Annotated in this window: 18 protein-coding genes and 1 tRNA gene; 6 read left to right on the top strand and 13 right to left on the bottom strand. The window is 73.4% G+C overall.

What is annotated here, in order from left to right; genetic code table 11:
- Positions 1-21: 21 nt before the first annotated feature.
- Positions 22-360, bottom strand: coding sequence for a YciI family protein (locus tag AOM09_RS01135; RefSeq protein WP_062383090.1), 339 nt, complete (start codon positions 358-360; stop codon positions 22-24).
- 61 nt (positions 361-421) lie between these two features.
- Positions 422-2,035, bottom strand: coding sequence for an ATP-binding cassette domain-containing protein (locus AOM09_RS01130; RefSeq protein ID WP_062383087.1), 1,614 nt, complete (start codon positions 2,033-2,035; stop codon positions 422-424).
- Positions 2,036-2,308: 273 nt separating this feature from the next.
- On the opposite strand from AOM09_RS01130, the gene AOM09_RS01125 reads away from it, so the two are divergent.
- On the top strand, positions 2,309-3,649 hold the full coding sequence (locus AOM09_RS01125; protein ID WP_062383084.1) for an MFS transporter: 1,341 nt from the start codon (positions 2,309-2,311) through the stop codon (positions 3,647-3,649).
- Between the two features lie 83 nt (positions 3,650-3,732).
- Complete coding sequence (locus tag AOM09_RS01120; protein WP_062383081.1) at positions 3,733-4,170, top strand: hypothetical protein; 438 nt, start codon at positions 3,733-3,735, stop codon at positions 4,168-4,170.
- A 5-nt stretch (positions 4,171-4,175) separates the two neighbouring features.
- On the opposite strand, the gene AOM09_RS01115 is transcribed toward AOM09_RS01120, so the two are convergent.
- The 3 genes from AOM09_RS01115 to AOM09_RS15300 all read right to left on the bottom strand — a co-directional run bounded on the left by AOM09_RS01115 (position 4,176) and on the right by AOM09_RS15300 (position 6,089).
- The gene (locus AOM09_RS01115; protein WP_062383079.1) at positions 4,176-4,628 is read right to left on the bottom strand and encodes a VOC family protein; all 453 of its coding nucleotides are present in this window, start codon (positions 4,626-4,628) and stop codon (positions 4,176-4,178) included.
- Between the two features lie 98 nt (positions 4,629-4,726).
- Complete coding sequence (locus AOM09_RS01110) at positions 4,727-5,575, bottom strand: MerR family transcriptional regulator (RefSeq protein ID WP_062383075.1); 849 nt, start codon at positions 5,573-5,575, stop codon at positions 4,727-4,729.
- Positions 5,576-5,618: 43 nt separating this feature from the next.
- Positions 5,619-6,089, bottom strand: a complete 471-nt coding sequence (locus tag AOM09_RS15300; protein WP_062383071.1) for a hypothetical protein — start codon at positions 6,087-6,089, stop codon at positions 5,619-5,621.
- An 82-nt stretch (positions 6,090-6,171) separates the two neighbouring features.
- Between AOM09_RS15300 and AOM09_RS01100 the strand changes: the two genes are divergently transcribed.
- Positions 6,172-7,086, top strand: coding sequence for an aldose epimerase family protein (locus AOM09_RS01100; RefSeq protein ID WP_062383068.1), 915 nt, complete (start codon positions 6,172-6,174; stop codon positions 7,084-7,086).
- 52 nt (positions 7,087-7,138) lie between these two features.
- Positions 7,139-7,209, top strand: a tRNA-Gly gene (locus AOM09_RS01095).
- Positions 7,210-7,362: 153 nt separating this feature from the next.
- Here the strand turns inward: AOM09_RS01095 and AOM09_RS01090 are convergent.
- The 5 genes from AOM09_RS01090 to AOM09_RS01070 form a co-directional block, all read right to left on the bottom strand.
- Complete coding sequence (locus AOM09_RS01090) at positions 7,363-9,402, bottom strand: putative bifunctional diguanylate cyclase/phosphodiesterase (RefSeq protein ID WP_062383066.1); 2,040 nt, start codon at positions 9,400-9,402, stop codon at positions 7,363-7,365.
- Between the two features lie 218 nt (positions 9,403-9,620).
- Complete coding sequence (locus AOM09_RS01085; protein ID WP_062383064.1) at positions 9,621-10,172, bottom strand: DUF5317 domain-containing protein; 552 nt, start codon at positions 10,170-10,172, stop codon at positions 9,621-9,623.
- A 2-nt stretch (positions 10,173-10,174) separates the two neighbouring features.
- Positions 10,175-12,064 (bottom strand): putative bifunctional diguanylate cyclase/phosphodiesterase, encoded by a 1,890-nt coding sequence (locus AOM09_RS01080; protein WP_156162172.1) that lies wholly within the window; start codon positions 12,062-12,064, stop codon positions 10,175-10,177.
- A 474-nt stretch (positions 12,065-12,538) separates the two neighbouring features.
- Positions 12,539-14,560 carry a putative bifunctional diguanylate cyclase/phosphodiesterase gene (locus AOM09_RS01075; RefSeq protein WP_062383058.1) on the bottom strand — a complete coding sequence of 674 codons (2,022 nt, stop codon included), beginning with the start codon at positions 14,558-14,560 and terminating at the stop codon, positions 12,539-12,541.
- A 96-nt stretch (positions 14,561-14,656) separates the two neighbouring features.
- On the bottom strand, positions 14,657-15,232 hold the full coding sequence (locus AOM09_RS01070) for a hypothetical protein (RefSeq protein ID WP_156162171.1): 576 nt from the start codon (positions 15,230-15,232) through the stop codon (positions 14,657-14,659).
- A gap of 612 nt (positions 15,233-15,844) precedes the next feature.
- Here AOM09_RS01070 and AOM09_RS01065 point away from each other — a divergent pair.
- Positions 15,845-17,230 carry a UTP--glucose-1-phosphate uridylyltransferase gene (locus AOM09_RS01065; RefSeq protein ID WP_062383052.1) on the top strand — a complete coding sequence of 462 codons (1,386 nt, stop codon included), beginning with the start codon at positions 15,845-15,847 and terminating at the stop codon, positions 17,228-17,230.
- Positions 17,231-17,410: 180 nt separating this feature from the next.
- Here AOM09_RS01065 and AOM09_RS01060 read toward each other — a convergent pair whose 3' ends face one another.
- From AOM09_RS01060 to AOM09_RS01050, 3 genes are all read right to left on the bottom strand, one after another.
- On the bottom strand, positions 17,411-19,261 hold the full coding sequence (locus AOM09_RS01060) for a bifunctional copper resistance protein CopD/cytochrome c oxidase assembly protein (protein ID WP_062383049.1): 1,851 nt from the start codon (positions 19,259-19,261) through the stop codon (positions 17,411-17,413).
- A gap of 86 nt (positions 19,262-19,347) precedes the next feature.
- Positions 19,348-19,671, bottom strand: a complete 324-nt coding sequence (locus AOM09_RS15295; protein ID WP_062383046.1) for a hypothetical protein — start codon at positions 19,669-19,671, stop codon at positions 19,348-19,350.
- 197 nt (positions 19,672-19,868) lie between these two features.
- Complete coding sequence (locus AOM09_RS01050) at positions 19,869-20,891, bottom strand: DUF2332 domain-containing protein (protein WP_062383043.1); 1,023 nt, start codon at positions 20,889-20,891, stop codon at positions 19,869-19,871.
- Positions 20,892-20,962: 71 nt separating this feature from the next.
- Here AOM09_RS01050 and AOM09_RS01045 point away from each other — a divergent pair, with 71 nt between their 5' ends.
- Entirely contained in the window at positions 20,963-22,087 is a 1,125-nt protein-coding gene (locus AOM09_RS01045; protein ID WP_062383041.1) for a winged helix DNA-binding domain-containing protein, read from the top strand.
- Positions 22,088-22,347 lie beyond the last annotated feature (260 nt).

The raw sequence follows: 22,347 nt of genomic DNA, 5'->3' as shown, positions 1-22,347 counted from the left end.
GCTAGCGGGCGGCGACCGGGGTCAGGACTCCGCGTCCCAGTCGTAGAACGGGCGCACCTCGAGGACGCCGTGGCGGGCCATCGGGTGATCGAGCGCGACCGCGACCGCCTCATCGAGCGATGCGCACTCGAGGATGTCGAGCCCCGCGATGGACGCGAAGTCGCGGTGCAGCGTGCCCGGCTGCACCGTGGTGCCGCCGGCCCGCACGCGCACCACGCGCGACTGCTCGGCCTCGGCGAGGCGGTCTCCCCAGACCCTCGCGCCCGAGGCGTCGTGCGTCGACGTCCACCGCTCGATGTCGTCGGGCCCGCCCGCGGGATCGTCGATCTCCTCGGTGCAGACCAGCAGCAGATACCTCATGGCGGACCTCCACCCGGGGCCGGGACGGCGGCCTCCCTCCGCATCGTCCCACCACGCGCCCTCACCCGCACGGGAGATCCCGCACCGGCGCATCGGGCTCGACCGTCCAGGTGCGCGTGGGCGACACCGCCTCGACGAACGCCGCGTCGTGGCTCACCACCAGGAGCGCGCCGCGATAGCCCGCGAGCGCCTCGATCAGCTGCGCCTGCGACTCGAGGTCGAGGTTGTTGGTCGGCTCGTCGAGGACCAGCAGCTGCGGCTCGGGGCGCGCGAGCAGCACGCACGCGAGGAACGCGCGGAAGCGCTCGCCGCCGGACAGGGTCGCCACGGCCGCATCGGCGCTCGTGCCCCGGAAGCGGAAGCGGCCCAGCAGGTCCCGCACCTCCTGGGGCGACGCGCCCGGCGCACGGCGGCGCACGTTGTCGAGCACCGACGCCTCCTCGTCGAGCCCCACCAGGCGCTGCGGCAGGATCCCGACGGGCACGTCGACGCGGGACCCGCCCGCGCGCGCGGCGAGGTCCCCCAGCAGCGTCGCGACGAGCGTGGACTTGCCCGCGCCGTTGCGGCCCGCGAGGTGGATCCGCTCGGGCCCGCGGACGATCGCGTCGAGCGTCGCACCCGTGCGCGTGGTGAGCCCCTCCGCCTCGAGCACCAGCCGGCGCGCCGGGACCTCCGTGCCGGGAAGGTCGATGCGGATCGCGCGGTCGCGCGGGATCGCTGCACGGGCCTCGGCCAGCCGTTCGCGCGCATCCGCGAGACGCTGCTGGTGGATCCTGCGCACGCGGGCATCGGTGCGCTCGGCCTGATGCTGCTTGGCGTCCGCCGCGAGCCCGACCAAGCGCCGCTCGGCTCGCGCCTTCTCCCCTGCGCGGCGCTTGCGTCCCGCACCGTCGACGTGCGCCGCCAGGGCACGCGACTGGCGCCCCACCTCGGCCGACGCCGCGGTCGCCGCCTGCGCCGCGGCGGCGCGCTCGGCCTCACGCGCCTCCTCGAAGGCCTCGAGCCCGCCGCCGAACCAGCGGAGCTCGACGGTGCGGTCCTCCCGCTCGCGGAGCTCGGCGATGCGCGCCACCCCGGAGAGCAGGGTCCGATCGTGGCTCACCACCAGCGTCGCGCCGTCGCGTGAGGCGAGCTGCGCCGCGAGCGCGGCGCGGGCGGTTGCGTCGAGGTTGTTCGTAGGCTCGTCGAGCACCATCACGTCGGGACGCGCGAGCAGCGCGGCCGCGATGGCGAGCAGCACGGCCTCGCCGCCGCTGAGCCCGCCCACGGAGCGGTCGAGGTCGGCGGGCACGCGCAGCGCCGCGAGCATGGCGACGGAACGCTCCTCGACGGCCCAGTCGTCACCGAGGGCGTCGAAGTCGGCGGGGTCGGTCGAGCCCGCGAGGATCGCGCGGAGCGCGGCGCGCGGCTCCGCGATCCCCAGGGCGTCGGACACGGTCGCCTCGGTGGCGAGCGTGACGTGCTGGGGGACGTAGGCGATCGACGCCGGACGCGCCACGGTGCCGCCGCCCGGGGCGAGCTCGCCGAGCGCGAGGCGGACCAACGTGGACTTCCCGATCCCGTTGCGCCCGATCAGGGCGGTGACGCCCGGAGGCAGCGTGAACGTGAGGTCGGTGAAGAGCGCGCGGCCGTCGGGCCAGGCGAAGGACAGGTGGGAGAGCGTGAGGGAGGGCATGGGGAGCTCCGAGGGGTCTGGAAGGTGCAGGAGACCTGTGGCCAGACGCGTGGTCCGGCGACCCTAGAGCTCCAACGTTCCTCCTCGGCGCCGACCCTCGCGGCGCGCCCGCACCAGGGTGCGCCACGCATCGTGCCGAGTCAAGCGCGCGACGATGCGCGCGGGGAGTCGCGCGGGCGGGAGGGCCCGCGCGCGGGCGTAGGGTGGAACAGGCGCACGTGTCGATGCGACGCCGCGGAACAACCGCCCGCGTCAGCCGGTTGAACAGGTGGCATGTCACAGACCTTCGCCTCGCTGCGCTTCTTCAACTACCGCCTGTGGTTCGCAGGCGCGCTCGTGTCGAACATCGGCACGTGGATGCAGCGCGTGGCGCAGGACTGGCTGGTGCTCACGGTCCTCAGCGACAACTCCGGCACCGCGGTCGGCATCACCACCGCGCTGCAGTTCGCGCCGTTCCTGCTGCTGTCGGCGTGGGCGGGAGTGGTCGCGGACCGCGTGGATCACCGCAAGCTGCTCATCGCGACGCAGCTCGGGCAGGGCGTGCTCGGTCTCGCGCTCGGCGCGATGACGCTGCTCGGTCACGTCGAGCTGTGGCACGTCTACGTGTTCGCGCTCCTCCTGGGCATCGTGTCCGCGTTCGACGGCCCGGCACGCCAGACGTTCGTCTCCGACCTCGTGCCCGCGGCGAGCCTCCCCAACGCCGTGGGCCTCAACAGCGCATCGTTCAACGCCGCCCGCCTCATCGGCCCCGGGCTCGCGGGCGTGCTGATCGCGGTGATCGGCAGCGGCTGGGTGTTCGTCCTCAACGCCGTGTCCTACGCCGCGACCATCATCGCGCTCATGCTCATGCGGCGCTCCGAGCTGCAGCGGCAGGAGCGCGCACGTCGGGGCCGCGGGCAGCTCCGCGAAGGCGTGAGATACGTGCGCCGCCGGCCGGACATCATGGTGATCCTGGTGGTCGTCGGGGTCATCTCGGCGCTCGGGCTCAACTTCCAGATGACGAGCGCGCTCATGGCCGCGAACGCGTTCGACAAGGGCGCAGGCGCGTACGGCCTGGTCGGATCCGTCATCGCGATCGGCTCGCTCACCGGCGCGCTGCTGGCCGCGCGCCGCAAGCGCCCGCGGCTGCGGCTCGTCGTGGGAGCGGCGTTCGGCTTCGGCGTCTCCGCCGCCCTCATGTCCGTCGCGCCCACGTACCCGCTGTACCTGGTGACGTGCGTGCCGGTGGGCTTCACGGCGCTCACGATGCTCACGTCCGCGAACGCGACGGTCCAGACCACCACCTCGCCGCGCATGCGGGGGCGCGTGATGGCGCTGTACATGATGGTGATGCTGGGCGCGACGCCGATCGGCTCGCCGCTCGTGGGATGGATCGGCGAGCACGCGGGCCCGCGCTGGTCGATCGGCATCGGCGCGGTCGCCGCGCTGCTCGTGTCGGTCGGGGCGGCCCTGTGGGTGATGCGCGACTCGCGCCTCACGGTCTCCTACCAGCTCTACCGACCGTTCGTGCGGGTGCGGTACCCGACCGCCGCGGAGCTCGAGAAGGAGAGCCGCGTCCAGGCGGCTGAGGACATCCTCGCGCAGCAGGTCGAGGACCGCTCGGCCCAGCCGTAGCCCGCGGCGGGGTGCGCGGAGCCGCGCACCGGGGGGAGCCAAAACCGGCGCGGTTGCGCATACTGGGCGCAGGGAGGTCCCACATGGAGGAGCAGGGCACGTTCAGCGGCGACTACATCGCGTCATGCCGGTGGCGGATCGAGGCCCAGATCGCGGCGTTCGACCTGCTTCGCGCCCAGGCGCCGACGGACGCGTCGATGGACGGGGCGATCCAGGACATCGAGGACGAGTACTTCAACGCCATGGCCGGGCAGCTCGAAGGGATGTTCGCCCTCCGCTCGCGCACCGTCGAGGGCGACGCCCCAGGGCCGCTCCACGAGCTGAGGGCCGTGGTCGCGGCGCTCAACGCGAACGGCGGACGGTTCGACCCCCCCGAGGAAGCGGGCCTCGACGCCGGCACCACGGTGCTCGGCCTCGACCCAGGGGACGCGATCCGGCTCGACCGCGACGGCTTCCAGGAGCTCGCCGACGCGTTCTTCGACGCGCTCGAGGAGGCGTACACGAGCGAGGCCGACGCGTAGGACGCCTACGCCAGGCCGGTGCCCTCGGTCAGCGGGGCCATCACCATCCACTGGATCCCGAAGCGGTCGATGAAGTCGGAGTACAGGTCGCCCCAGAACATCGGCGTCGGCTCGACCGCGACCGTCCCGCCCGCGGAGAGCTTCGCGAACAGGTCGCGCGCCTCGTCCTCGTCGTCGAGCGTGATCGCGACGTACATCGCGTTGCCGGCGGTGAGGACATGACCCATCGACGGCAGGATGTCGGACCCCATGAGCCGGTACCCCGCGACGATGTCGAGGGCGACGTGCATGACGCGCGACGCCTCGTCCTCGGCGAGCGGCGGCTGCCCGGGCGTCGGGGGCATGTCGCCCATGCGCATCGGCGGGTCGACCAGCTCGCCCCCGAAGACCTCGCGATAGAACGCGAAGGCCTCCTCGCACGTCCCGTCGAAGTTGAGATAGGCGGAGACGGTGGCCATGGTTCCTCCCGGGCGGGCGCGGCGACGGTGCCACCGGTCAGGCTACGTCCGCGAGGGACGATGCGCGAGGCGGCGCCCGCGCATCGTCCCCGGCCGCGTCAGCGGGCGACGAACGGGAAGGCGACGTCGCACGCCGGGTCGCCGGGCGCGGCCTTCATGACGTCCGTGAAGTACACCTCGCGCGAGGGCAGGTCCTCGCGCATCGTGCCGTGGGCGAGGACCCACTCCGCGACCGCGTCGTAGGCGTCGAGGATGTCGGGGAACTCCACCTCGGCCCGCGTGAGGGTGGCGTAGGCCTCCTCGTGCGCGGGCTCGAGGCGGATCGCGACGCCCTCGGCGGGGCGCGCGTCCGGCGAGACCACGATGCACGCCTCGACGAGCGCGCTCTGATCGGGGGTGACGGGGCCGTGGTAGATCACGTAGGTGGGCTCCGCGGGCGTGGTGTCGAGGGCGCGCAGGCCCGGGCGGGCCTCCGCGTGGCGGAAGAGCGTGGAGAAGGCCTCCATGATGAAGGGCTCCAGCTCGGGCTGGTAGAGCTCGCGGCCGATGACGGCGAGCGTGCGCTCCGGGACGGAGCGGGTCGAGATGTCCATGACGGTTCCTTGCTGTCGCAGCTGTCGGGTGAGGTAGCGGCCGATGCCCCGACGCTCGTCGTGGCGCCTCTCCTGCGCGGCCCACCAGCCGGTGAACGCCTCCACGGCCTCCTCGGGCCCCGTCGCGTGGTCGAGGACCGCGCGGATGACGGGGAGCGGGACGTCCATGCGACGCATCGTGCCGATGAGCGCGGCGCGCCGGACCTGGTCCGGCGAGTACCAGCGGTACGAGGTGACGGGATCGACCCGCACGGGGGCGAGGAGGCCCTGCTCGTCGTAGTGCCGGAGCGCCTTGACGGACAGACGGCTCAGCGCGGCGAAGGCGCCGATGCTGAGGAGCTCTCCCGAGTGCATGACCTCACCTTGGACCCTCCCACCGGGGGAGGGTCAAGCACGATCATTCGTCGTCGAGGATGAGCGCGCACGCGTCCGAGTTGAGGCGGCCGATGCCCTGCGCGTCGAGCGCGACGCTCTGCAGCAGCTCCTGGCCGTCGACCTCCAGCACCAGCTGCGCGCTGGTGCCCCCCTCCCCCGCCGGGCAGGTCGCGGCGCCGAGCGGGAGCGTCACGACCGCCTCGTCGCCCTCGCCTAGCTCGACGTCGATGCCCACCGCGTCGACGCGGTCGAAGTAGGGGGAGAACACGGTGCCGCCGGTGACCCGCACGGGGCCCTCGACCGCGCTCGTCACCGTGATCTCGAGCGCGCGCATCGCGTACACGCGGTCGGGCACCTTCGCCGGCGCGGACGGCGCGAGGATGGGGTACTCGGGCGTGCCGGCGCAGCCCGCGAGCGCGGGCAGGAGCGCCGGGACCAGGGCGGCCGCGAGCACGATGCGCGCGGGGGTGCTCCGGGCGGGACGAGGCGGCATGGCACACATTGTGGCGTGCCCGCGGCCGTCGTGCGGGACGTCCGGCGCCCACGCCCGCACGAGCGTGGACCATGATGGAGGCATGCCCGCGCTCATCACGCTCGAGAACCCGCACTGGCGCGTCGGCCTGGTGCCCGCCACCGGCGGCGCCGTCGCCTTCGCCCAGACCCGCATCGGCGACGACTGGGCGGACGTCCTCCGACCCACCTCCGCCGCGGACCTCGCGACGACCACCGAGACCGCGTCGTACCCGCTCGTGCCGTGGTCCAACCGGATCCGCGACGGCCGGCTGCTGTGGGACGGCTCGCAGTACGCCCTCCGGGTCAACTGGCCCGACGGCACCGCGATCCACGGCACGGGCTGGGAGTTCCCGTGGGAGGTGCTCGAGAGCACCTCCGACCGGGCGGTGCTCGAGCTCGACTCGCGCGACTACTTCGGCATGAACTGGCCGTGGACCTTCATCGCGCGCCTCACCTACGCCCTCGAGGACGACCGCTTCGTGTGGACCACCGAGATCGTCAACGTGGACGAGGAGGCGTTCCCGGCCGGGCTCGGGCACCACCCGCACTTCCTGCGCAGCATCGCGGGCTCGCCCGAGGCCGAGCTCGAGCTGCGCTGCGAGACCGCTTACGCGCTCGAGGGCATGATGGCCTCGTCCGAGGCGGGCCCGATCCCGGAGCACGCCGACTTCACGCAGCGCCGCCCGCTGGGCGAAGCCTTCGTCGACGACTGCTACGCCGGCCGCACGGGCGACGTGCTCGCGTCGCTCGAGTACCCGGGCGCGGTGTCGCTGGAGATCACGGCCGATCCGGTGCTCGGGCACGCCGTCGTGTATGTCCCGCCGGGCAAGGACTTCTTCGCGCTCGAGCCCGTCTCCCACGCGAACGACGCGTTCACGATGCACGCGACGGGCGTGGGCGGCACCGGCCTGTTCACCGTCGCGCCGGGCGAGACCGTCGCGGCGACCTTCGCCATCGCGGCGACGCCTCAGCGCTGAGGGCTCGCGCGACCCCCTACAATGGGTCACGCGCCGCCTTCGGACGGCGCTCGCGGGTGTAGTTCAATGGTAGAACTTCAGCTTCCCAAGCTGATAGCGCGGGTTCGATTCCCGTCACCCGCTCTCGCGAGAACGGCCTGGCTCCCTCAGGGGATCCGGGCCGTTTCGCACGTGTGGGCCGCGCCGCCCCACCGCGCGCCGCGAGGTGCTCAGTGCCCGATATTCGAGGATTCGGGCACTCGGAACCTCCCGGGACGCATCGACGCGGGCGCGGCGTCAGGAGCGCGCGAGGCCCTCCAGCGCCGGCATGCCGTTCGCGCGGATGATCATCTGCTCGACCTCCGCCGCAGGCGCCGGGCCGCCCAGGTGGTAGCCCTGCGCGATGACGTCGCCGTAGCCGCGCAGCGCCTCGACGGTCGGCTGGTCCTCGACGCCCTCGGCGACCACGCGCAGGCCCAGCTCGAGCGCGAGCGCGATGGTCGAGCGCACGATGATCATGTCCTGGTCCGCGGCGCGGATGTTGCTCACGAAGACGCGGTCGATCTTGAGCTCGTCGACCTCGAGGCGGCGCAGGTAGCTGAGCGACGCGTGGCCCGTGCCGTAGTCGTCGATCGCGATGGTCACGCCCAGCGCGCGCAGCGCGCGGATCACCAGGTCGGCACGGACCGGGTCGGACAGGATCGCCGTCTCGGTCACCTCGAGCACCAGCGACGATGCGGGGACGCCGTGGCGGCGCAACGCGAGGGCGACCTGCTGGGGCACGCCGAGGTCGGAGAGGTGACGCGCCGACAGGTTGACCGACATGCGGATGTCGTGACCCGCCTCGCGCCACAGGGCGAGCTGCGCGAGTGCCTTGTCGAGCACCACGGTGGTGAGGCGGAAGATGAGGCCCGAGTCCTCGGCGAGCGGGATGAAGACGTCGGGGCCGATCGGTCCGCGCGTGCAGTGACGCCAGCGCGCGAGGGCCTCGACCGCGACCACGCGCGAGCCCGCGAGCTGGAACTGCGGCTGGTAGACCACGTCGAGGTCGCCCTTGTCGATCGCGACGCGCAGGTCCGCGAGGAGCCGGAGCCGCTCGACCGTGTTGAGGTCGTACTCGGGCGCGTACACGCTGATCCGGTCCCGCTCGAGCTTGGCGTGGTACAGCGCGATGTCGGCGTTCTTCATGAGCGTGTCGACGTCGCTGCCGTGCATCGGGGCGCACGCGACCCCGGCGCTCGCGCGCACCAGCAGCTCGAGGTCATCGATCCGCACCGGATCGTCGAGCCCCGCGAGCAGCTGCGCCGCGAGCGAGCGCGCGTCCTCCGCGCTGCCGGCGACCACGACGGCGAACTCGTCCCCGCCGAGCCTGTGCACCGACGCCCCCTCGGGCACCTTCGCCTCGAGGCGGCGCGCGACCTCCCGGAGGATCTCGTCGCCGACGGGATGGCCGAGCGTGTCGTTGAACACCTTGAAGTGGTCGAGGTCGAGCAGGACCAGCCCGGGGCCCTGACCGTAGACGTGCTGCGCCTCCTCGAGAGCGTCCCCGAGCGCGTGATGGAGCTCGCTGCGGTTGCGCAGCCCGGTGAGCGAGTCATGGGACGCCTCGTGAGCGTGCCGGGCACCGGCTGAGGCGAAGCGCCTCGCCGCTATCGCGGGCGGCACCAGGAGCACGAGCGCCCCGACGCCATGCGGCGCGAGGTCGGCCGCCACGCCGCCGAGGCTCAGGAGCACCACGTGGGTCGCGATGAACTCGCCGGCATCGGTGTTGAGCGTGGAGCGCAGCGTCTGCCCCGACGCGAGCGACACCGCGATGCCGATGAGCACCCAGTTGAGCACGATCATCACGAGTCCCGCGAGCATGAGCGCGCCGATCCGCTGCGCATGCGCGAGCGGGCTGCGCACGCCGCCGAGGTCGCCGGCGAGCGTCTCGTAGATCCCGTGCGCGGCCAGGACGCACACGGCGTACTGGGCCGCGTTGAACACCGTCTTGTACCAGCGGCGCTTGTCCATGATGTCGTCGATGAGCGTGCTCGACACCTGCACGGCGACGGCGATGAGCGGGCCTGCGACGGCGACGAGCGCGAGCACGGCCGGCGTCGCGAGCGAGAGGGTCCTGGTCTCCTGCCCGCGGCGCACCAGCCAGATCGGGCGGAGCTCGCCGACGATCCCGAAGACCGAGAGGAAGATCACGGACACGACGGTGCTCGCGGAGAGGTCGGTGGGCCACGTGAGGTGGGCCGACGTGAGGGCGAGCGCGCCAGCACCGACGACGGTCACCGCGACCATGTAGACGAGGAGCAGCCGCTGGCGCATGTGCGGCGAGGCGCTCGTCATCCTGTCTCCTTGGCTCGGGTCGTGGGCGCAGGCGTCCCGCGCGGCGGCGGGCACCCGGCCCCGACCGATGTGAACGCCTCCCCAGGCCCCTATCGGCCGAGGACGGAGGCTGTTGAGACCCGTGCGCCCCGCGCCGCGCTCACGGGGGCGCCGGACGACGGCCATGGTACCTGCGGGCGGCGGGCCCGCCGGCACGCCGATGGGTGGCCGACGCCCCCCTACGCGTCGACCGTCGGCGCGGGTGCGTGCCTGCGCGGCCGGAGCGGCCGGGCCTGCGACCACGCGGCGACCGCCACCCCGGCCACGATGAGCACGTCGCCGATGCTGAAGGTGTTCGCGAGCGGCAGCGGATCCGGCCAGGCGAACACGTCGCCGAGCCACGGGAGCACGGGGTCCGCCATCACCGCGGAGTTGACGAACTCGTGGTCCACGTCGATCCCGGCGGCCTCGATCGCGCCGGCGCTCGCCGGCAGCACGCCGCCGTTGAGCGCGATCGCGAGACCGTTCGCGAACGCTCCGGCCGCCACGACGAGCGCGCCGCGCGCCTCCCGGTTGAGCCACAGGAACGCCAGCACGGCGACGTAGGTCGCGACGTGCGCGGGCGGTGCGACCGCCTCCGGCAGGCTCACGTCGATGATGACGATCTGGGCGACGAGCGCCCCCCAGATGAGGGCCGGCGCGCGCCAGCGCCGCAGCGCGAGTCCCGCGGGCCACCGCAGCGCGAGCAGCGGCGACAGCAGCGCGAGGACGCCGGCGGCCAGCACCAGCATCGTCAGCCCCGCCGCACGGCGGCGGTCGGCGACGCGTCGAGCGACCGCGCGACCGCGTCGGCGGGCGCGGGCCGCCCCAGGTGGAACCCCTGGGCGATGACCGGGCCGAACGCCGCGAGGGCCGCTGCGGACGCCTCGTCCTCGACCCCCTCGGCGACCACGCGCAGCCCGAGCGCGAGCGCGAGCTCGATGGTCGAGCGCACGATGATGAGATCGTGGTCGTCCGCGCCGATGTTGCTGACGAACGACCGATCGATCTTGAGCTCGTCGATCGCGAGGCGGCGGAGATAGCTGAGGGACGCGTTCCCTGTCCCGTAGTCGTCGATCGCGATCGCCGCGCCGAGCCGGCGCAGCTCACGGATCACCAGGTCCGCGCGCACCGGGTCGGAGAGGATGCCCGTCTCGGTGACCTCGAGCACCAACGAGGTCGCGGGGACCCCGTGGCGCGCGATCGCCTCGCCCACGTGCAGCGGCAGCGCCAGGTCCGACAGGTGCCGGGCGGACAGGTTGACGGCCATGCGGACGTCGTGCCCGCGCGATCGCCAGATCGCGAGATCGCTCAGCGCCTGATCGAGCACGAAGGTGGTGAGCTCGAGCACCAGGCCCGAGTTCTCGGCGAGCGGCACGAACTCGTCGGGCGGGACGAGCCCGCGCTGCGGATGACGCCAGCGCACCAGCGCCTCGAGCGCGACGATGCGCCCCGTGGCGAGGTCGACCTGCGGCTGGTACTCGACGTGGAGGCCGCCCTCCGCGAGCGCCCAGCGGAGGTCGGCGAGCAGCTGGAGCCGCTCGACGGTGTTGATGTCGAACTCGGGGTCGAAGGTCGAGATCCGGTCCCGCTCGAGCTTCGCGTGATACAGCGCGATGTCCGCGTGCTTGAGGAGCGCCGCACCATCGGTGCCGTGCACCGGCGCGACCGCCACGCCGACCGAGGCCCGCACGAGCAGCTCGAGGCCGTCGACGTTCACGGGGTCCTCGAACGAGGCGAGCAGGTCCCGCGCGACCCTCTCGCTCTCGGCGAGCCCGCCACGCACCACGACGGCGAACTCGTCGCCGCCGAGGCGGTGGGCGCGGGCGCTCGTGGGCGCCGCCTCGATGAGGCGCTGCGCGACCTGGCGCAGGATCGTGTCGCCGACGGGGTGCCCGAGCGTGTCGTTGAAGTCCTTGAAGTGGTCGAGGTCGAGCAGCACGAGCCCGGGACCCGTGGCGTCCGGGGACCGCTCGAGCGCGCTGGTGAGGTCGCGCTGCAGCTGCGCGCGGTTGCCGAGTCCCGTGAGGAGGTCGTGCGCGGCGTCGTGGGCGTGCCGCGCGGCCGAGGAGGCGAACACGTGCGCCGCGAGCACGGGGCCCGCGAGCAGCAGGAGGCCCCAGACGCTGTCCGAGGCGATCTCCGCCGCAAGCGAGCCGACGCTCAGCAGCACCAGGTTGACGAGCACGAAGTCCCGCAGCTCCATCCGCAGGACGTCCGCGATGGAGATGCGCGCGGACAGGGAGACGACCACCGCGACGAGCAGCCAGTTCACGGCGACCATCGCGACACCCGCGACCAGCAGCGCCCCGACCTCGTCCATGCCGACGGCGCTCGGGCCGCCGAAGAAGGGCACGCCCGTGAGCGCGGCGTACGCGCCGCGCGCGGCGACCACGCTCAGCGCGTACTGGGCAAGGTTGAACAGCGACTTCCGCACCGGCCGCCTCTGGAGGACGTCGTCCACCGTGCTGGCGACCAGCTGCGCCAGGACGGCGACCCCGACGCCCGCCACCGCGACGAGCGCGAGCACGAACGGCGCCGAGGTCGACAGCGTGCGCGTGCCCGATCCCCCGTCGACCAGGCGGATGGGGCGCACCTCGCCGATGATCGCGGCGCCCACGAGCAGGAGCGCCTGCCAGGTCATCGGCGATCCGACCACGCTACCCCAGGGCGAGCCGAGCGCGACGACGGCTACGGCGAGCGCGCCGGTGGTGATGACCGCGAGGACGAAGGTGTCGAGCGCGGACGGTGGTGCCAGGCGGGATCGCCTGGCACCACCGCGACGTGGAGCGATCAGTTCCACTTGACTCCGGCGCCAGCCACCACGGCGACAGCGGCGATGGTGCTCGCGCTCGCGGCGACGCGGATGGTGACGCTGTCCTTGATCTTGGTCCACTTGCCCATGACGCACTTCCCTTCAGCTGCGACGGTGCGCACGGCTCGCGCCGTCCCTACCACAGTGGTGACCGCTGAGAGAGGTGAAGGCCGCCGCTGCACACATCGTCAATTGTCAAAGAGGCCGGGAGGGTTCGACCTGCGCAACATACTGGCGCGAAGTCTCCGAAAGGGCGAGGGTTTTTCCTGCATTTGTTGCGAAAGTCACCCACGGGTCCCGTCCTCACGCGCGCGCCGCTTCCCTCGTCGCCTCGGCCTCGATGAGCGCTCCGAAGGCGGCCGCGCTCACAGGCGAACTGTAATGGTACCCCTGCCCGATGACGTCGCCGAGCGCCCTCACGGCCTCCCCCGTCGCCGCGTCCTCGATGCCCTCCGCGACCACGCGCAGCCCGAGGGCGAGGGCGAGCTCGACGGTGGAGCGGACGATGATGAGGTCGTGAGGGTCGGCGCCGACGCCGGCGACGAACGAGCGGTCGATCTTGAGCTCGTCGATCCGGAGGCGCCGGAGGTAGTTGAGCGACGCGTTGCCCGTGCCGTAGTCGTCGATCGCGATGGCGATGCCCAGGTCGCGGAGCGAGCGCAGGACCACGTCGGCTCGGACGCGGTCGGAGAAGATCGCGGTCTCGGTGATCTCGAGCACGAGCGCCGTCGCGGGCACGCCGTGCCGCTCGAGCGCCGCGCGCACGGTGCTGGGCAGCGCAAGGTCGGACAGGTGGCGCGCGGACAGGTTGACCGCCAGGCGGAGGTCGTGGCCGCGGGCCCGCCACGTGGCGACGTCCGCGAGCGCGCGATCGAGCACGAATCCCGTGAGCTGGTAGATGAGCCCCGAGTCCTCCGCGAGCGGCACGAACTCGTCGGGGCCGACGGGGCCGCGCTCGGGGTGGTTCCAGCGCGCGAGCGCCTCGACGGCGACGATGCGCCCCGTGGCCAGGTCGATCTGCGGCTGGTAAGCGACGTCGAGGTCGCCACCCTCGACCGCGGCACGCAGGTCCACGAGCAGCCGGAGCCGGTCGACCGTGTTGACCGCGAACTCCCGCGAGTAGGTGCTCACGCGGTCCCGCTCGAGCTTGGCGTGATAGAGCGCGATGTCGGCGTTCTTCATGAGCGTCGCGTCGTCGTGCCCGTGCAGGGGCGCGACGGCCACCCCGGCGGATCCGCGGACCAGCAGCTCGAGCTCGTCCACCCGCACCGGCGCCGCGAACGAGTCGAGCAGGCAGCGGGCGATCTGCTGGGTCTCGACGAGCCCTCCATGCACGACCACCGCGAACTCGTCGCCGCCGAGGCGATGCACGGACGCGGTCTCGGGCGCCGCGCTCACGAGCCGCGCCGCCACCTCGCACAGGATGGCGTCGCCGACGGGGTGCCCGAGCGCGTCGTTGAAGTCCTTGAAGTTGTCGAGGTCAACGAGCACGAGACCGGGGCCCAGAGCCGCCGCCCGCGCCCCGCCGCCGAGCGCCGACCTCAGCTCGAGGTGGAGATGCGCGCGGTTGCCCAGGCCCGTGAGCAGGTCGTGCCGCGCATCGTGCGCATGCCTGACCCCCATCGCCGCGAAGGCGTGGGCCGCCGCGACGGGGCCCGCGAGGAGGATCAGCGGGAAGGCGCCGTGGTGCGCGGCCTCGGCCGCGACGCCCGCGACGCTCAGCAGCACCACCTGCGTCACCGCGAGCAGCCCGATGTCCTGGCGGATCAGCTCCGCGAGGCGGCGACCCGTCGCGAGCGAGACCGCGATGCTCACCAGCAGGTCGTTGGAGGCGACCATCGCGGCGCCCGCGACCAGCAGCGCCAGCACGCGCCAGTGGTCGACGTCGGCGGGCACGCCGATCAGCTCGGTGCCGGTGAGGCCCGCGTAGACCACCCCGGCCACGAGCACGTTGAGCGCGTTCTGCCCCACGTTGAAGACCGCCTTGTGCGGGGCCGCACCACGCCGCACGTCCGCGACGGCGCCCGCGACCACCTGCACGACGATCGCGACCGCGACCCCGGCGATCGGGACGAGCGCGAGCACGAACGGCGCGGAGATGCCGATCGCGCGCGACTCGTTGCCGCTGACGTGGAGGATGATCGGCTTCCACTCGCCGGCGATCGCGGCGAGCAGCAGCACGGCCACCGACAGCACCGGCATCGCGTCCCAGACCTGCACCCACGGCGTGGGGACGAGGCACGCGAGGGCGGCGGCGATCCCGGCGACGGCGACGGCGGTCACATAGGCGTCGAGACGAGTCGGCCGTGCGATGCGGATCCCCACCGACCCTCCTCCGGACATGGCGGCACGATGGTCGCCTGATCCCCTATCGACCGGCGGCGCGCATCGGTGAGGATTCCTTCGATGAATTCTCGCGCGCTACCCCGCCGGGCATGCCTCGACGAGGCCCGCGGTGGCCGCGTACCCGACGGTGGTCGAGCCGTCCGCGCCCGCGACGAGCGTCACGCACCAGTCCCAGGCCGTCGAGCCCGCGTACGAGACCGCGGCGACGTCGGCCGAGACACGCGGGACGCGATCCCCTGCGACCACGTAGGCATCGTCCTCGACGACGACGTCGACGTCGGTCGCCTGCGGATCCGCGACGTGCCGGGCGACCAGCGCGTTGCCCACGGTGATGACGTCGACCTGGGCGTGCGCGAGCACGGTGCCCTCGGAGCGCTCGGTCCCCACGTGGAGGAGCCAGCCCGCGAGCAGCAGCAGGGTGCCGACCACGCCGAGGACCAGGCCCGCGAGCGGCCAGCTGCGACGGCTGGCGGCACCTGAGCGCCACCGTGCGAGCCCGATGGCGCCGAGCACGATCGCGACGGGCCCGAGCGCCAGGCAGCCAGCGACGAACGCCGCGATGCCCACGCCGTCGCCGCCCGCGACGGACGCATCGTCCTCCACGTCGGTCTCGACAGCGTCGACCATCCCGTCCTCCCTCGCGGCTCGCATCCGGCACAGTCTCGCACGCCGCCGCGGCGCGGGCGCGCGGACGATGCGCGGGCACGGCACCGCGCGAGGAGACGGCGAAGGCCCCCCGGAATTCGGGTCCGGGGGGCCTTGCCCTGAAGCACGAGAGACCACGGCAGGGGGGCACCCGCAACGCGGCGACGACCTCTCGGCCGACTCCCCGGGCCCGTCTGCCCTGTGCCGTCACCCACAAGTCGCGCAGCCCGCGTCGAGGCCGCGGACATGGACCGCCGTTGTCCGAGGAATCCGATCAGGCGCACGGGTGCCGGACCATCGCCCCCGCCCCGCGCCGTCGCCGACGTGCGGTGGGTCCGACGGCCTCCGGAGAACGCTCTCACGTCCCCCGCCGGCGCGCGTCGCACCTTCTCGCTACCGGCGTTTCTACTCGCGTCGGGCGGGCACTGCAAGGGGTACCGGACATCGTTCTCCTGTCCACCGCGCGCCCACAAGGTCATCCACATGCGCCACGCGGCGTCCGGAGGGTTTTACCCACACCTGTGGATGAAATCTGTGGAAACACCGTCATGGTGACGGACGGGTGAACCGGGACCCTCCGCCTGGCCCTGGCGCGCGGTTCCCCCTAGTCTCGTCACCATGACGACCGCTCCTGGACTCATCGCCGCCCAGGCCAAGATGGCCGCCGCCGGGGTCGACCAGACCGCCATCGACGTGTTCTCCCACTACTTCGGGGAGCTCGAGGCCGGCGCGACCGGCCTCATCCGCGAGGACACCATCGAGCCGCTGCTCGACCCGCCGCTGCTCGACGGCGTCGAGGTCACGGCCGAGCAGGCCCGCGACGCGCTCGCGCGCACCGCGATCATCCGCCTCAACGGCGGCCTCGGCACCTCGATGGGCATGGACAAGGCGAAGTCCCTGCTCCCCGTCCGCGACGGGCGCTCGTTCCTCGACCTCATCGTCGCGCAGGTCCAGCAGGCGCGGGTCGCGACCGGGGCCCCGCTGCCGCTCGTGCTCATGAACAGCTTCCGCACGCGCGACGACTCGCTGGCGGCGCTCGCGCCCTACGCCGACCTCGCCGTCGATGGCCTCCCGCTCGACTTCCTCCAGAACGCCGAGCCCAAGCTCCTGGTGGACGGCCTCATGCCGGTGACGTGGGCGCAGGACCCCACGCTCGAGTGGTGCCCCCCGGGCCACGGCGACATCTACACGGCGATCCTCGCGTCGGGCGTGCTCGACGCGCTGCTCGAGGCGGGCTTCCGCTACGCGTGCGTGTCGAACTCCGACAACCTCGGCGCGGTGCCGAACGGCCGCATCGCCGGCTGGTTCGCCGCCTCGGGCGCTCCGTACGCCGCCGAGCTGTGCCCCCGCACCGCGATGGACCGCAAGGGCGGGCACCTCGCGATCCGGAAGGCCGACGGGCAGCTCATCCTGCGCGACACCGCGCAGACCGCCCCGGAGGAGATGCACTACTTCACGGACGAGCACCACCACCCGTTCTTCCACACCAACAACCTGTGGTGGGACCTCGAGCGGCTCAAGGCGGCGCTCACCGAGCGCGGCGCGGTGCTGGGCCTCCCGCTCATCCGCAACATCAAGAACGTGGACCCCACCGATGCTGGCTCGCCGGAGGTCTTCCAGATCGAGACCGCCATGGGCGCCGCGATCGAGGTGTTCGAGGGCGCCACGTCGATCGTGGTCGGGCGTGACCGGTTCCTGCCGGTGAAGACCACCAACGACCTGCTGCTCCTGCGCTCCGACGCGTACGACCTGGGCGAGGACGGCGGGCTCCGCCTCGCCGTGCCGCACGCCCCCGAGATCGACCTCGACTCGAAGCACTACAAAACGATGTCGCGCTTCGAGGCGCGCTTCCCGCACGGCGCCCCGTCGCTGCGCGAGGCGACCTCGCTGACGGTCAAGGGCGACTGGACGTTCGGCGCGGGCGTGATCGTGCGCGGCGACGTGGCGCTCGAGGACACCGGCAAGGCGGAGACGATCCCGGACGGCACGGTCCTCGAAGGCTGACCCGGGGGCGGGCGGCGGTCCGGTCTGGCCCGGCTCAGCCCTGCCCAGCCCTGCCCGGCCCGGCCCCGCTCGTATGTCGGACCGATCCGCGCATCGTCCGTCATCCATGTGAAACGGCGCCCGTATGTCGGACCGGTCTGCCACCGCGCCGACAACGGAGCCCGGCGCCGGGCTCACGGGTCAGCGCTCGCGCTGCGCGTCCTCCTCGGCCGTCGCGGCGAGCATCGCGTTGTAGGCCCTGAGCTCGGCGTCGTCGTCGCGGTCCGCCTGACGATCGCGGCGCTTGACCTCCCGGGCGTCCTCGCGCCGCCACGCGGTGATGATCCCGATCGCGAGCAGCACCACCGGCAGCTCGCCGATGCCCCACGCCACACCGCCGCCGTACTGCTGGTCGGTGATCGCGTCGGGCCCCCACGTGCGCCCCATGAGCCCGAAGTAGGTGGGGGCGAGCAGCACCGTCGACATCATGATCGCGACGCCGAAGAAGGCGTGGAACGCCATGGTCGCGAACAGCAGGACGATGCGCAGCGGGTAGCTCGGCCGCGTGGGCCCGGGGTCGACGCCCACGAGCGCGTTGACGAACAGGTAGCCGACCACGGTGAAGTGCAGGGTCATCCACAGGTGGCCGGCGTGGTTGCGCAGCGCGAGCTCGAACAGCGGCGAGTAGTAGAAGACGATGAGGAAGCCCGCGAAGCTGGTGGCGGCGACGATCGGGTGGGCCCAGAAGCGCATCCACCGCGACTCGACGACGATGCGGATCCACTCGCGCGGCCCGACCGAGCCGTCGCGGCGGGGCGGCAGGGCGCGCAGCGCGAGGGTGATGGGAGCACCGAAGGTGAGCGGCACGGGCGCGACCATCACGAGCAGCATGTGCTCGAGCATGTGGCCCGAGAAGGTCACCATCCCGTAGACGGTGGGCCCGCCCTGGGTGATCCACAGCATGAGGACGATGCCCGCGAGCCAGCTCGCGGTGCGGTGCCACGGCCACGCGTCGCCGCGCCGGCGCAGACGCAGCACCCCGATGAGGTACACCGCGGCGAGCGCGACGAGCACGAAGGCGGCGATGATCTCGAGCCGCCACAGACCCACCCACGTCGCGAACGACGGCGCCGGCGGGAGCGCGTAGCCCGTGAGCTGGTAGGCGGGGCTGGGCTCCGCGAGCGCCTCGATGGGCACCGGGGGCGCGGTCGACGCGAGCACCGCGGCGACGCCCATGACCGCCACGAGCGCGCCGACGTCGACCGCCATGAGCCGCCAGAACCGGCGCGCGACCGCGGCGTCGCTCAGGCGCGGCAGCGCGACGCGGCGGTGCCACGCCGCGAGCGCGATCGCGACGCACATGAGCGCGGTCTTGAGCAGCAGCAGGCGGCCGTAGGGCGTCGTCCACAGCTCCGCGGGGGTCGCGAGGCGGATCGCGCCGTTGGCGATCCCGGACACGATCACCGCGGCCGCCGCCCAGATCGCGAGGCGCGAGACGCGGATCATCGCGTCCTTGGCCGTGCCCCCGAGGACGCCGCGCAGCACGACCATCACCCCGATGACGCCGGTCCAGACCGTGGCGCCCGCGAGGTGGAGGAACATGGCGGAGGTCGCGAGGTGGTGGTCGGCCGCACCCGCGGCGTGCCCGGTCTGCGCGAGCCAGCCCAGCGCCCATGCGACCGGGACGAGCGACCAGGCCGCGAGCGCGGGCGTGCGCACGAGCGTGCACAGCACCGAGGCGATCAGCCCCGCGAGCAGCACCTGGAGGTAGGCCTGGAGCAGGTCCACCGACGTCGAGTAGCTCCACCATTCCTCGATGAAGCGGGAGGCGTCGGGAAGGGCCCCGCGGATGCTCGCATACGTGGCGAGGGAATGCGCGAACGCTCCCACGACCCACAGGATCGAGCCGACCCGGGCGATCAGCGAGGCGCGCGCGACCGCGGCGTGGCCCACGGGCAGCACGCCCGCGATGACGAGCAGCGCACCGGCCGTCGCGGCGATGGACAGGTCCCTCGTCGCGGCGCTGAGCGTCACGAGCGTCTCGACCGTCATGCGGACAAGCGTAGAGCGGCCCGCGCGACGCTCCGACCCGGCGGGTGCGACGCGGGCGGGAGCGTTCCGGACGCGACCGCGCCGCGTCAGAGGACCGCGCTCGCCTCGATCGCGTCGAGCACCGCGCGCGCGGCGAGCGCGACCAGCGCCGCGAGACCGAGCGCGAGACCGGCGCCGGCCGTGCCCCGGTTGGTCGCGAAGCCCCGCTCCGCCGCGTTCCATCCGCGCGATCCGAAGCGCGCCGCGGCGATCGCGGCGACGACCGCGACCCACGGCGTGCTGCCGAGCACATGCACGGCGACGGCACCGAGGATCGCGGCGACGCCGAGCGCGACCGCGTAGTGCCCGAAGCGGTTGCACTCCATGCTGACGCCGCGACCGCGGACCTGGTCGACCGCGCTCGCGCGCATGGGACCCGCGGTCCCTCGGGCCCCGGGCTCCCCGGGCCGCGCATGCGGCAACGGCGGACCCTCACCCTGCTCCTCCGGCTCGGGCCGGAAGCTCCCGCCCTCCATCACGCACGCCCCCCGGTCGCTCCTGGCGTCAGGCTAACCCCAGAGGGACCTCTCCGCACCCCCGGGATCATGGTGCTGCCAGGCGCGACGCGTCACACCGCCGCGATCCACCCGCCGTGATGGTGGGCGCGCGCCACAGGCGTCGCGGCACGCGGCCGCAGGCCGATGCGCACATCGGACGCCCCACCGTCCGAAGGCTCGAACGCGACCCGCACCGTCGGCCGGGTCGACGCGACCGCCTCCACCGCATCGTCCAGCGCATCCTGCTGCGCCTCGGTGAGCTGGTAGACCGCGATCGAGTGCCAGACGACGAGCGGCCCCTCGGGCAGCGCGGCCGCCACGCGCGGCAGCGTCTCGACCGCGTCGCCTGCGACCATCGAGATCGGGGTCGCGCGGTGGAGCGCGATCGCGGCCCGCAGCCGCTCGAGGCGCGCGACGTGCTCGGGCCACACGAGCGCCTCGAGCCACGCGGCGGCCGCCGGATCGTCGAGGTCGACGGGCTCGAGGTCGAGCCCGGTCCGCGTCGCGAGCTCCGGCACCGCGCGAGGCGCGGCGAGGCCGCCGCGCAGCTCGGCGTCGAGCGTGAGGGGCCCGTCCCCCACGGCGACGTCGCCGTAGCGGTACGCGAGGCGGTCGAGCAGCAGGCACAGCCCGGCGGACGCCCCGACGTCGACCGCGTGAACCGGGCCGTCCCATCCTTGCGCTGCGATCGCCCGCGCCACGGCGGGCATGAGCACAGCGCAACGGCGCACCTCGTTCGTCTGCGTGCGCCGCGTCGCGGTGATCGCCTCGACTTCGTCGCGGCGCGCGAGGGCGAAGTCGCGGAAGGCCACGTACGCGGCATCGTCCGGAGGGCGGGCCTCGCCCGCGAGCCGCGGGTACCAGGCCGCAAGCGCATCGTCCTCGCGCAGGAGCAGTTGGACCGCGCCGAGCAGCAGCGTCATCGGCGGCATCGCGCGCACGCCGGCGACCACGCGCAGCATCTCCGGGTCCTCGGCGATGCCCGCCGCGAGCCGCGAGTACAGCGGCGAGTCCACCGCGTAGGGGATCCACGCCCGCACGGTCGCGGCGACCTCGTCGAGTGCCGCGCCCTCCCCCGCGAGCCACCGCTCCATAGACACTCCTTGCCACGTGCTTGACGAATCTTTGACCTTCGGCGAGCGTAACAGGGCGCTACCGTGACCGCATGGCACCCGCTCCGCTCGACCTCCCGTCGATCGCGGCGCTTCGCCCGCGCTCGCTGCTGCTGACGGGCGCGCGTGGGGAGGCGCTCGGCGACGGCCCGGGCGCGGTCGCGCGCGTGGTCGAGCACCTGGGCGCGATGCAGGCGCAGGACATCGCCTCGGCACGATGGTCGCTCGGAGTGAGGCTGCCGGGTGCCGTCGGAGCGGACATCGACGCCGCCCTCGAGCGCGGCGAGGCCCTCCGCACATGGCCGATGCGCGGCACCATCCACCTGGTCCCGACGCGCGATGCGGCGTGGATGACGGCCCTCATGAGCGCGCGGCCGCGTGCGGCGGCGGCCGCGCGGCGCCACCAGCTCGGGCTCACGGACGCGGACGTCGCGCGCGGTGCCGCGGCGCTCCGCGAGGCCCTCACGGGGCGGCGCCTCACGCGGTCCGCATGCCTGGACGCGCTCGCCGAGGCGGGCGTCCCACCGGACGGCCAGCGCGGATACCACGTGATCGTCGACGCGGCCCAGGCCGGCGTCGTGTGCCTCGTGGGCCAGCAGGGCAAGGAGCAGGTCCTGGCGCGGCTCGACGAGGCGGCCCCCGACCCGCACCTGCCGGGACGCGCCGAGGCGCTGGGCACGCTGGCGACCCGCTACGTCCGCGGGCACGGGCCCGTGACGGAGCGCGACCTCGCCCGATGGACCGGGCTGCCCCTGCGCGACTGCCGGGCCGGCATCGCGGCCGCCGGGGACGCGGTGGTCGCGGTCGACACCGTCGCGGGGCCGATGCTCGTCTCGCCGGAGGCCCTCGAAGGCGGCGTCCCGGAGCTCGAGGACCTCGCTCTTCCGGGGTTCGACGAGCTGGTGCTCGGCTACGCGGATCGCAGCGCGCAGCTCGACAAGGCGCACGAGCGCGCGGTGGTGCCCGGCGGCAACGGCGTGTTCCGCTCGACCTTTGTGCTCGACGGCCGGGTGGTGGGGACCTGGCGCCGCACGATCAAGGCGCGGTCCGTGGCCGTCGAGGCGCACGACGTCGTGGGGATGGGCGCGCGAGCGCGGCGACGATGCGAGAGGTCGCTCGCGCCGTTCGGCGCCTTCGTGGGGCTGCCCGTCGAGGTCTCCTGGGCGGACGCGTCCTAGCGGCTGAGCGCGCGACCCGCGACCGCCACCCACTCCCCCCGCCGAATGGGGCGCTCACGGTCGATTCTCGGACGTCGCCGCACGCCATGGGGCATTCGCGTCGCACCCGACGACGCGCGAGCGAGAACGCCCCCTAGGAGGCGCGCGCCGAGCAGAAACGTCGGCCAGCGCCCCATTCGCGAGGGCTGGTATGGGGTGGCGCGGGGCGGCGAGGGGGTGGCGTGGGGTGGGGTGCGGGGCGACGTGGGGTAGTGCGAGGC

Source organism: Demequina iriomotensis (assembly GCF_000971395.1).
Taxonomy (GTDB): Bacteria; Actinomycetota; Actinomycetes; order Actinomycetales; family Demequinaceae; genus Demequina; species Demequina iriomotensis.
Note: the sequence above shows the minus strand (reverse complement) of the source record. Positions and strands in the feature narration are given on the sequence as shown.

Coding starts and splice junctions, on each gene's coding strand:
- AOM09_RS01130 (WP_062383087.1), bottom strand. CDS start 2,035: ATGCCCTCCCTCACGCTCTCCCACCTGTCCTTCGCCTGGCCCGACGGC.
- AOM09_RS01100 (WP_062383068.1), top strand. CDS start 6,172: ATGCCCGCGCTCATCACGCTCGAGAACCCGCACTGGCGCGTCGGCCTG.
- AOM09_RS01110 (WP_062383075.1), bottom strand. CDS start 5,575: ATGCACTCGGGAGAGCTCCTCAGCATCGGCGCCTTCGCCGCGCTGAGC.
- AOM09_RS01065 (WP_062383052.1), top strand. CDS start 15,845: ATGACGACCGCTCCTGGACTCATCGCCGCCCAGGCCAAGATGGCCGCC.
- AOM09_RS01115 (WP_062383079.1), bottom strand. CDS start 4,628: ATGGCCACCGTCTCCGCCTATCTCAACTTCGACGGGACGTGCGAGGAG.
- AOM09_RS01045 (WP_062383041.1), top strand. CDS start 20,963: ATGGCACCCGCTCCGCTCGACCTCCCGTCGATCGCGGCGCTTCGCCCG.
- AOM09_RS15300 (WP_062383071.1), bottom strand. CDS start 6,089: ATGCCGCCTCGTCCCGCCCGGAGCACCCCCGCGCGCATCGTGCTCGCG.
- AOM09_RS15295 (WP_062383046.1), bottom strand. CDS start 19,671: ATGCGCGCGAGCGCGGTCGACCAGGTCCGCGGTCGCGGCGTCAGCATG.
- AOM09_RS01070 (WP_156162171.1), bottom strand. CDS start 15,232: ATGCGAGCCGCGAGGGAGGACGGGATGGTCGACGCTGTCGAGACCGAC.
- AOM09_RS01080 (WP_156162172.1), bottom strand. CDS start 12,064: ATGACCTGGCAGGCGCTCCTGCTCGTGGGCGCCGCGATCATCGGCGAG.
- AOM09_RS01085 (WP_062383064.1), bottom strand. CDS start 10,172: ATGCTGGTGCTGGCCGCCGGCGTCCTCGCGCTGCTGTCGCCGCTGCTC.
- AOM09_RS01120 (WP_062383081.1), top strand. CDS start 3,733: ATGGAGGAGCAGGGCACGTTCAGCGGCGACTACATCGCGTCATGCCGG.
- AOM09_RS01135 (WP_062383090.1), bottom strand. CDS start 360: ATGAGGTATCTGCTGCTGGTCTGCACCGAGGAGATCGACGATCCCGCG.
- AOM09_RS01060 (WP_062383049.1), bottom strand. CDS start 19,261: ATGACGGTCGAGACGCTCGTGACGCTCAGCGCCGCGACGAGGGACCTG.
- AOM09_RS01090 (WP_062383066.1), bottom strand. CDS start 9,402: ATGACGAGCGCCTCGCCGCACATGCGCCAGCGGCTGCTCCTCGTCTAC.
- AOM09_RS01125 (WP_062383084.1), top strand. CDS start 2,309: ATGTCACAGACCTTCGCCTCGCTGCGCTTCTTCAACTACCGCCTGTGG.
- AOM09_RS01050 (WP_062383043.1), bottom strand. CDS start 20,891: ATGGAGCGGTGGCTCGCGGGGGAGGGCGCGGCACTCGACGAGGTCGCC.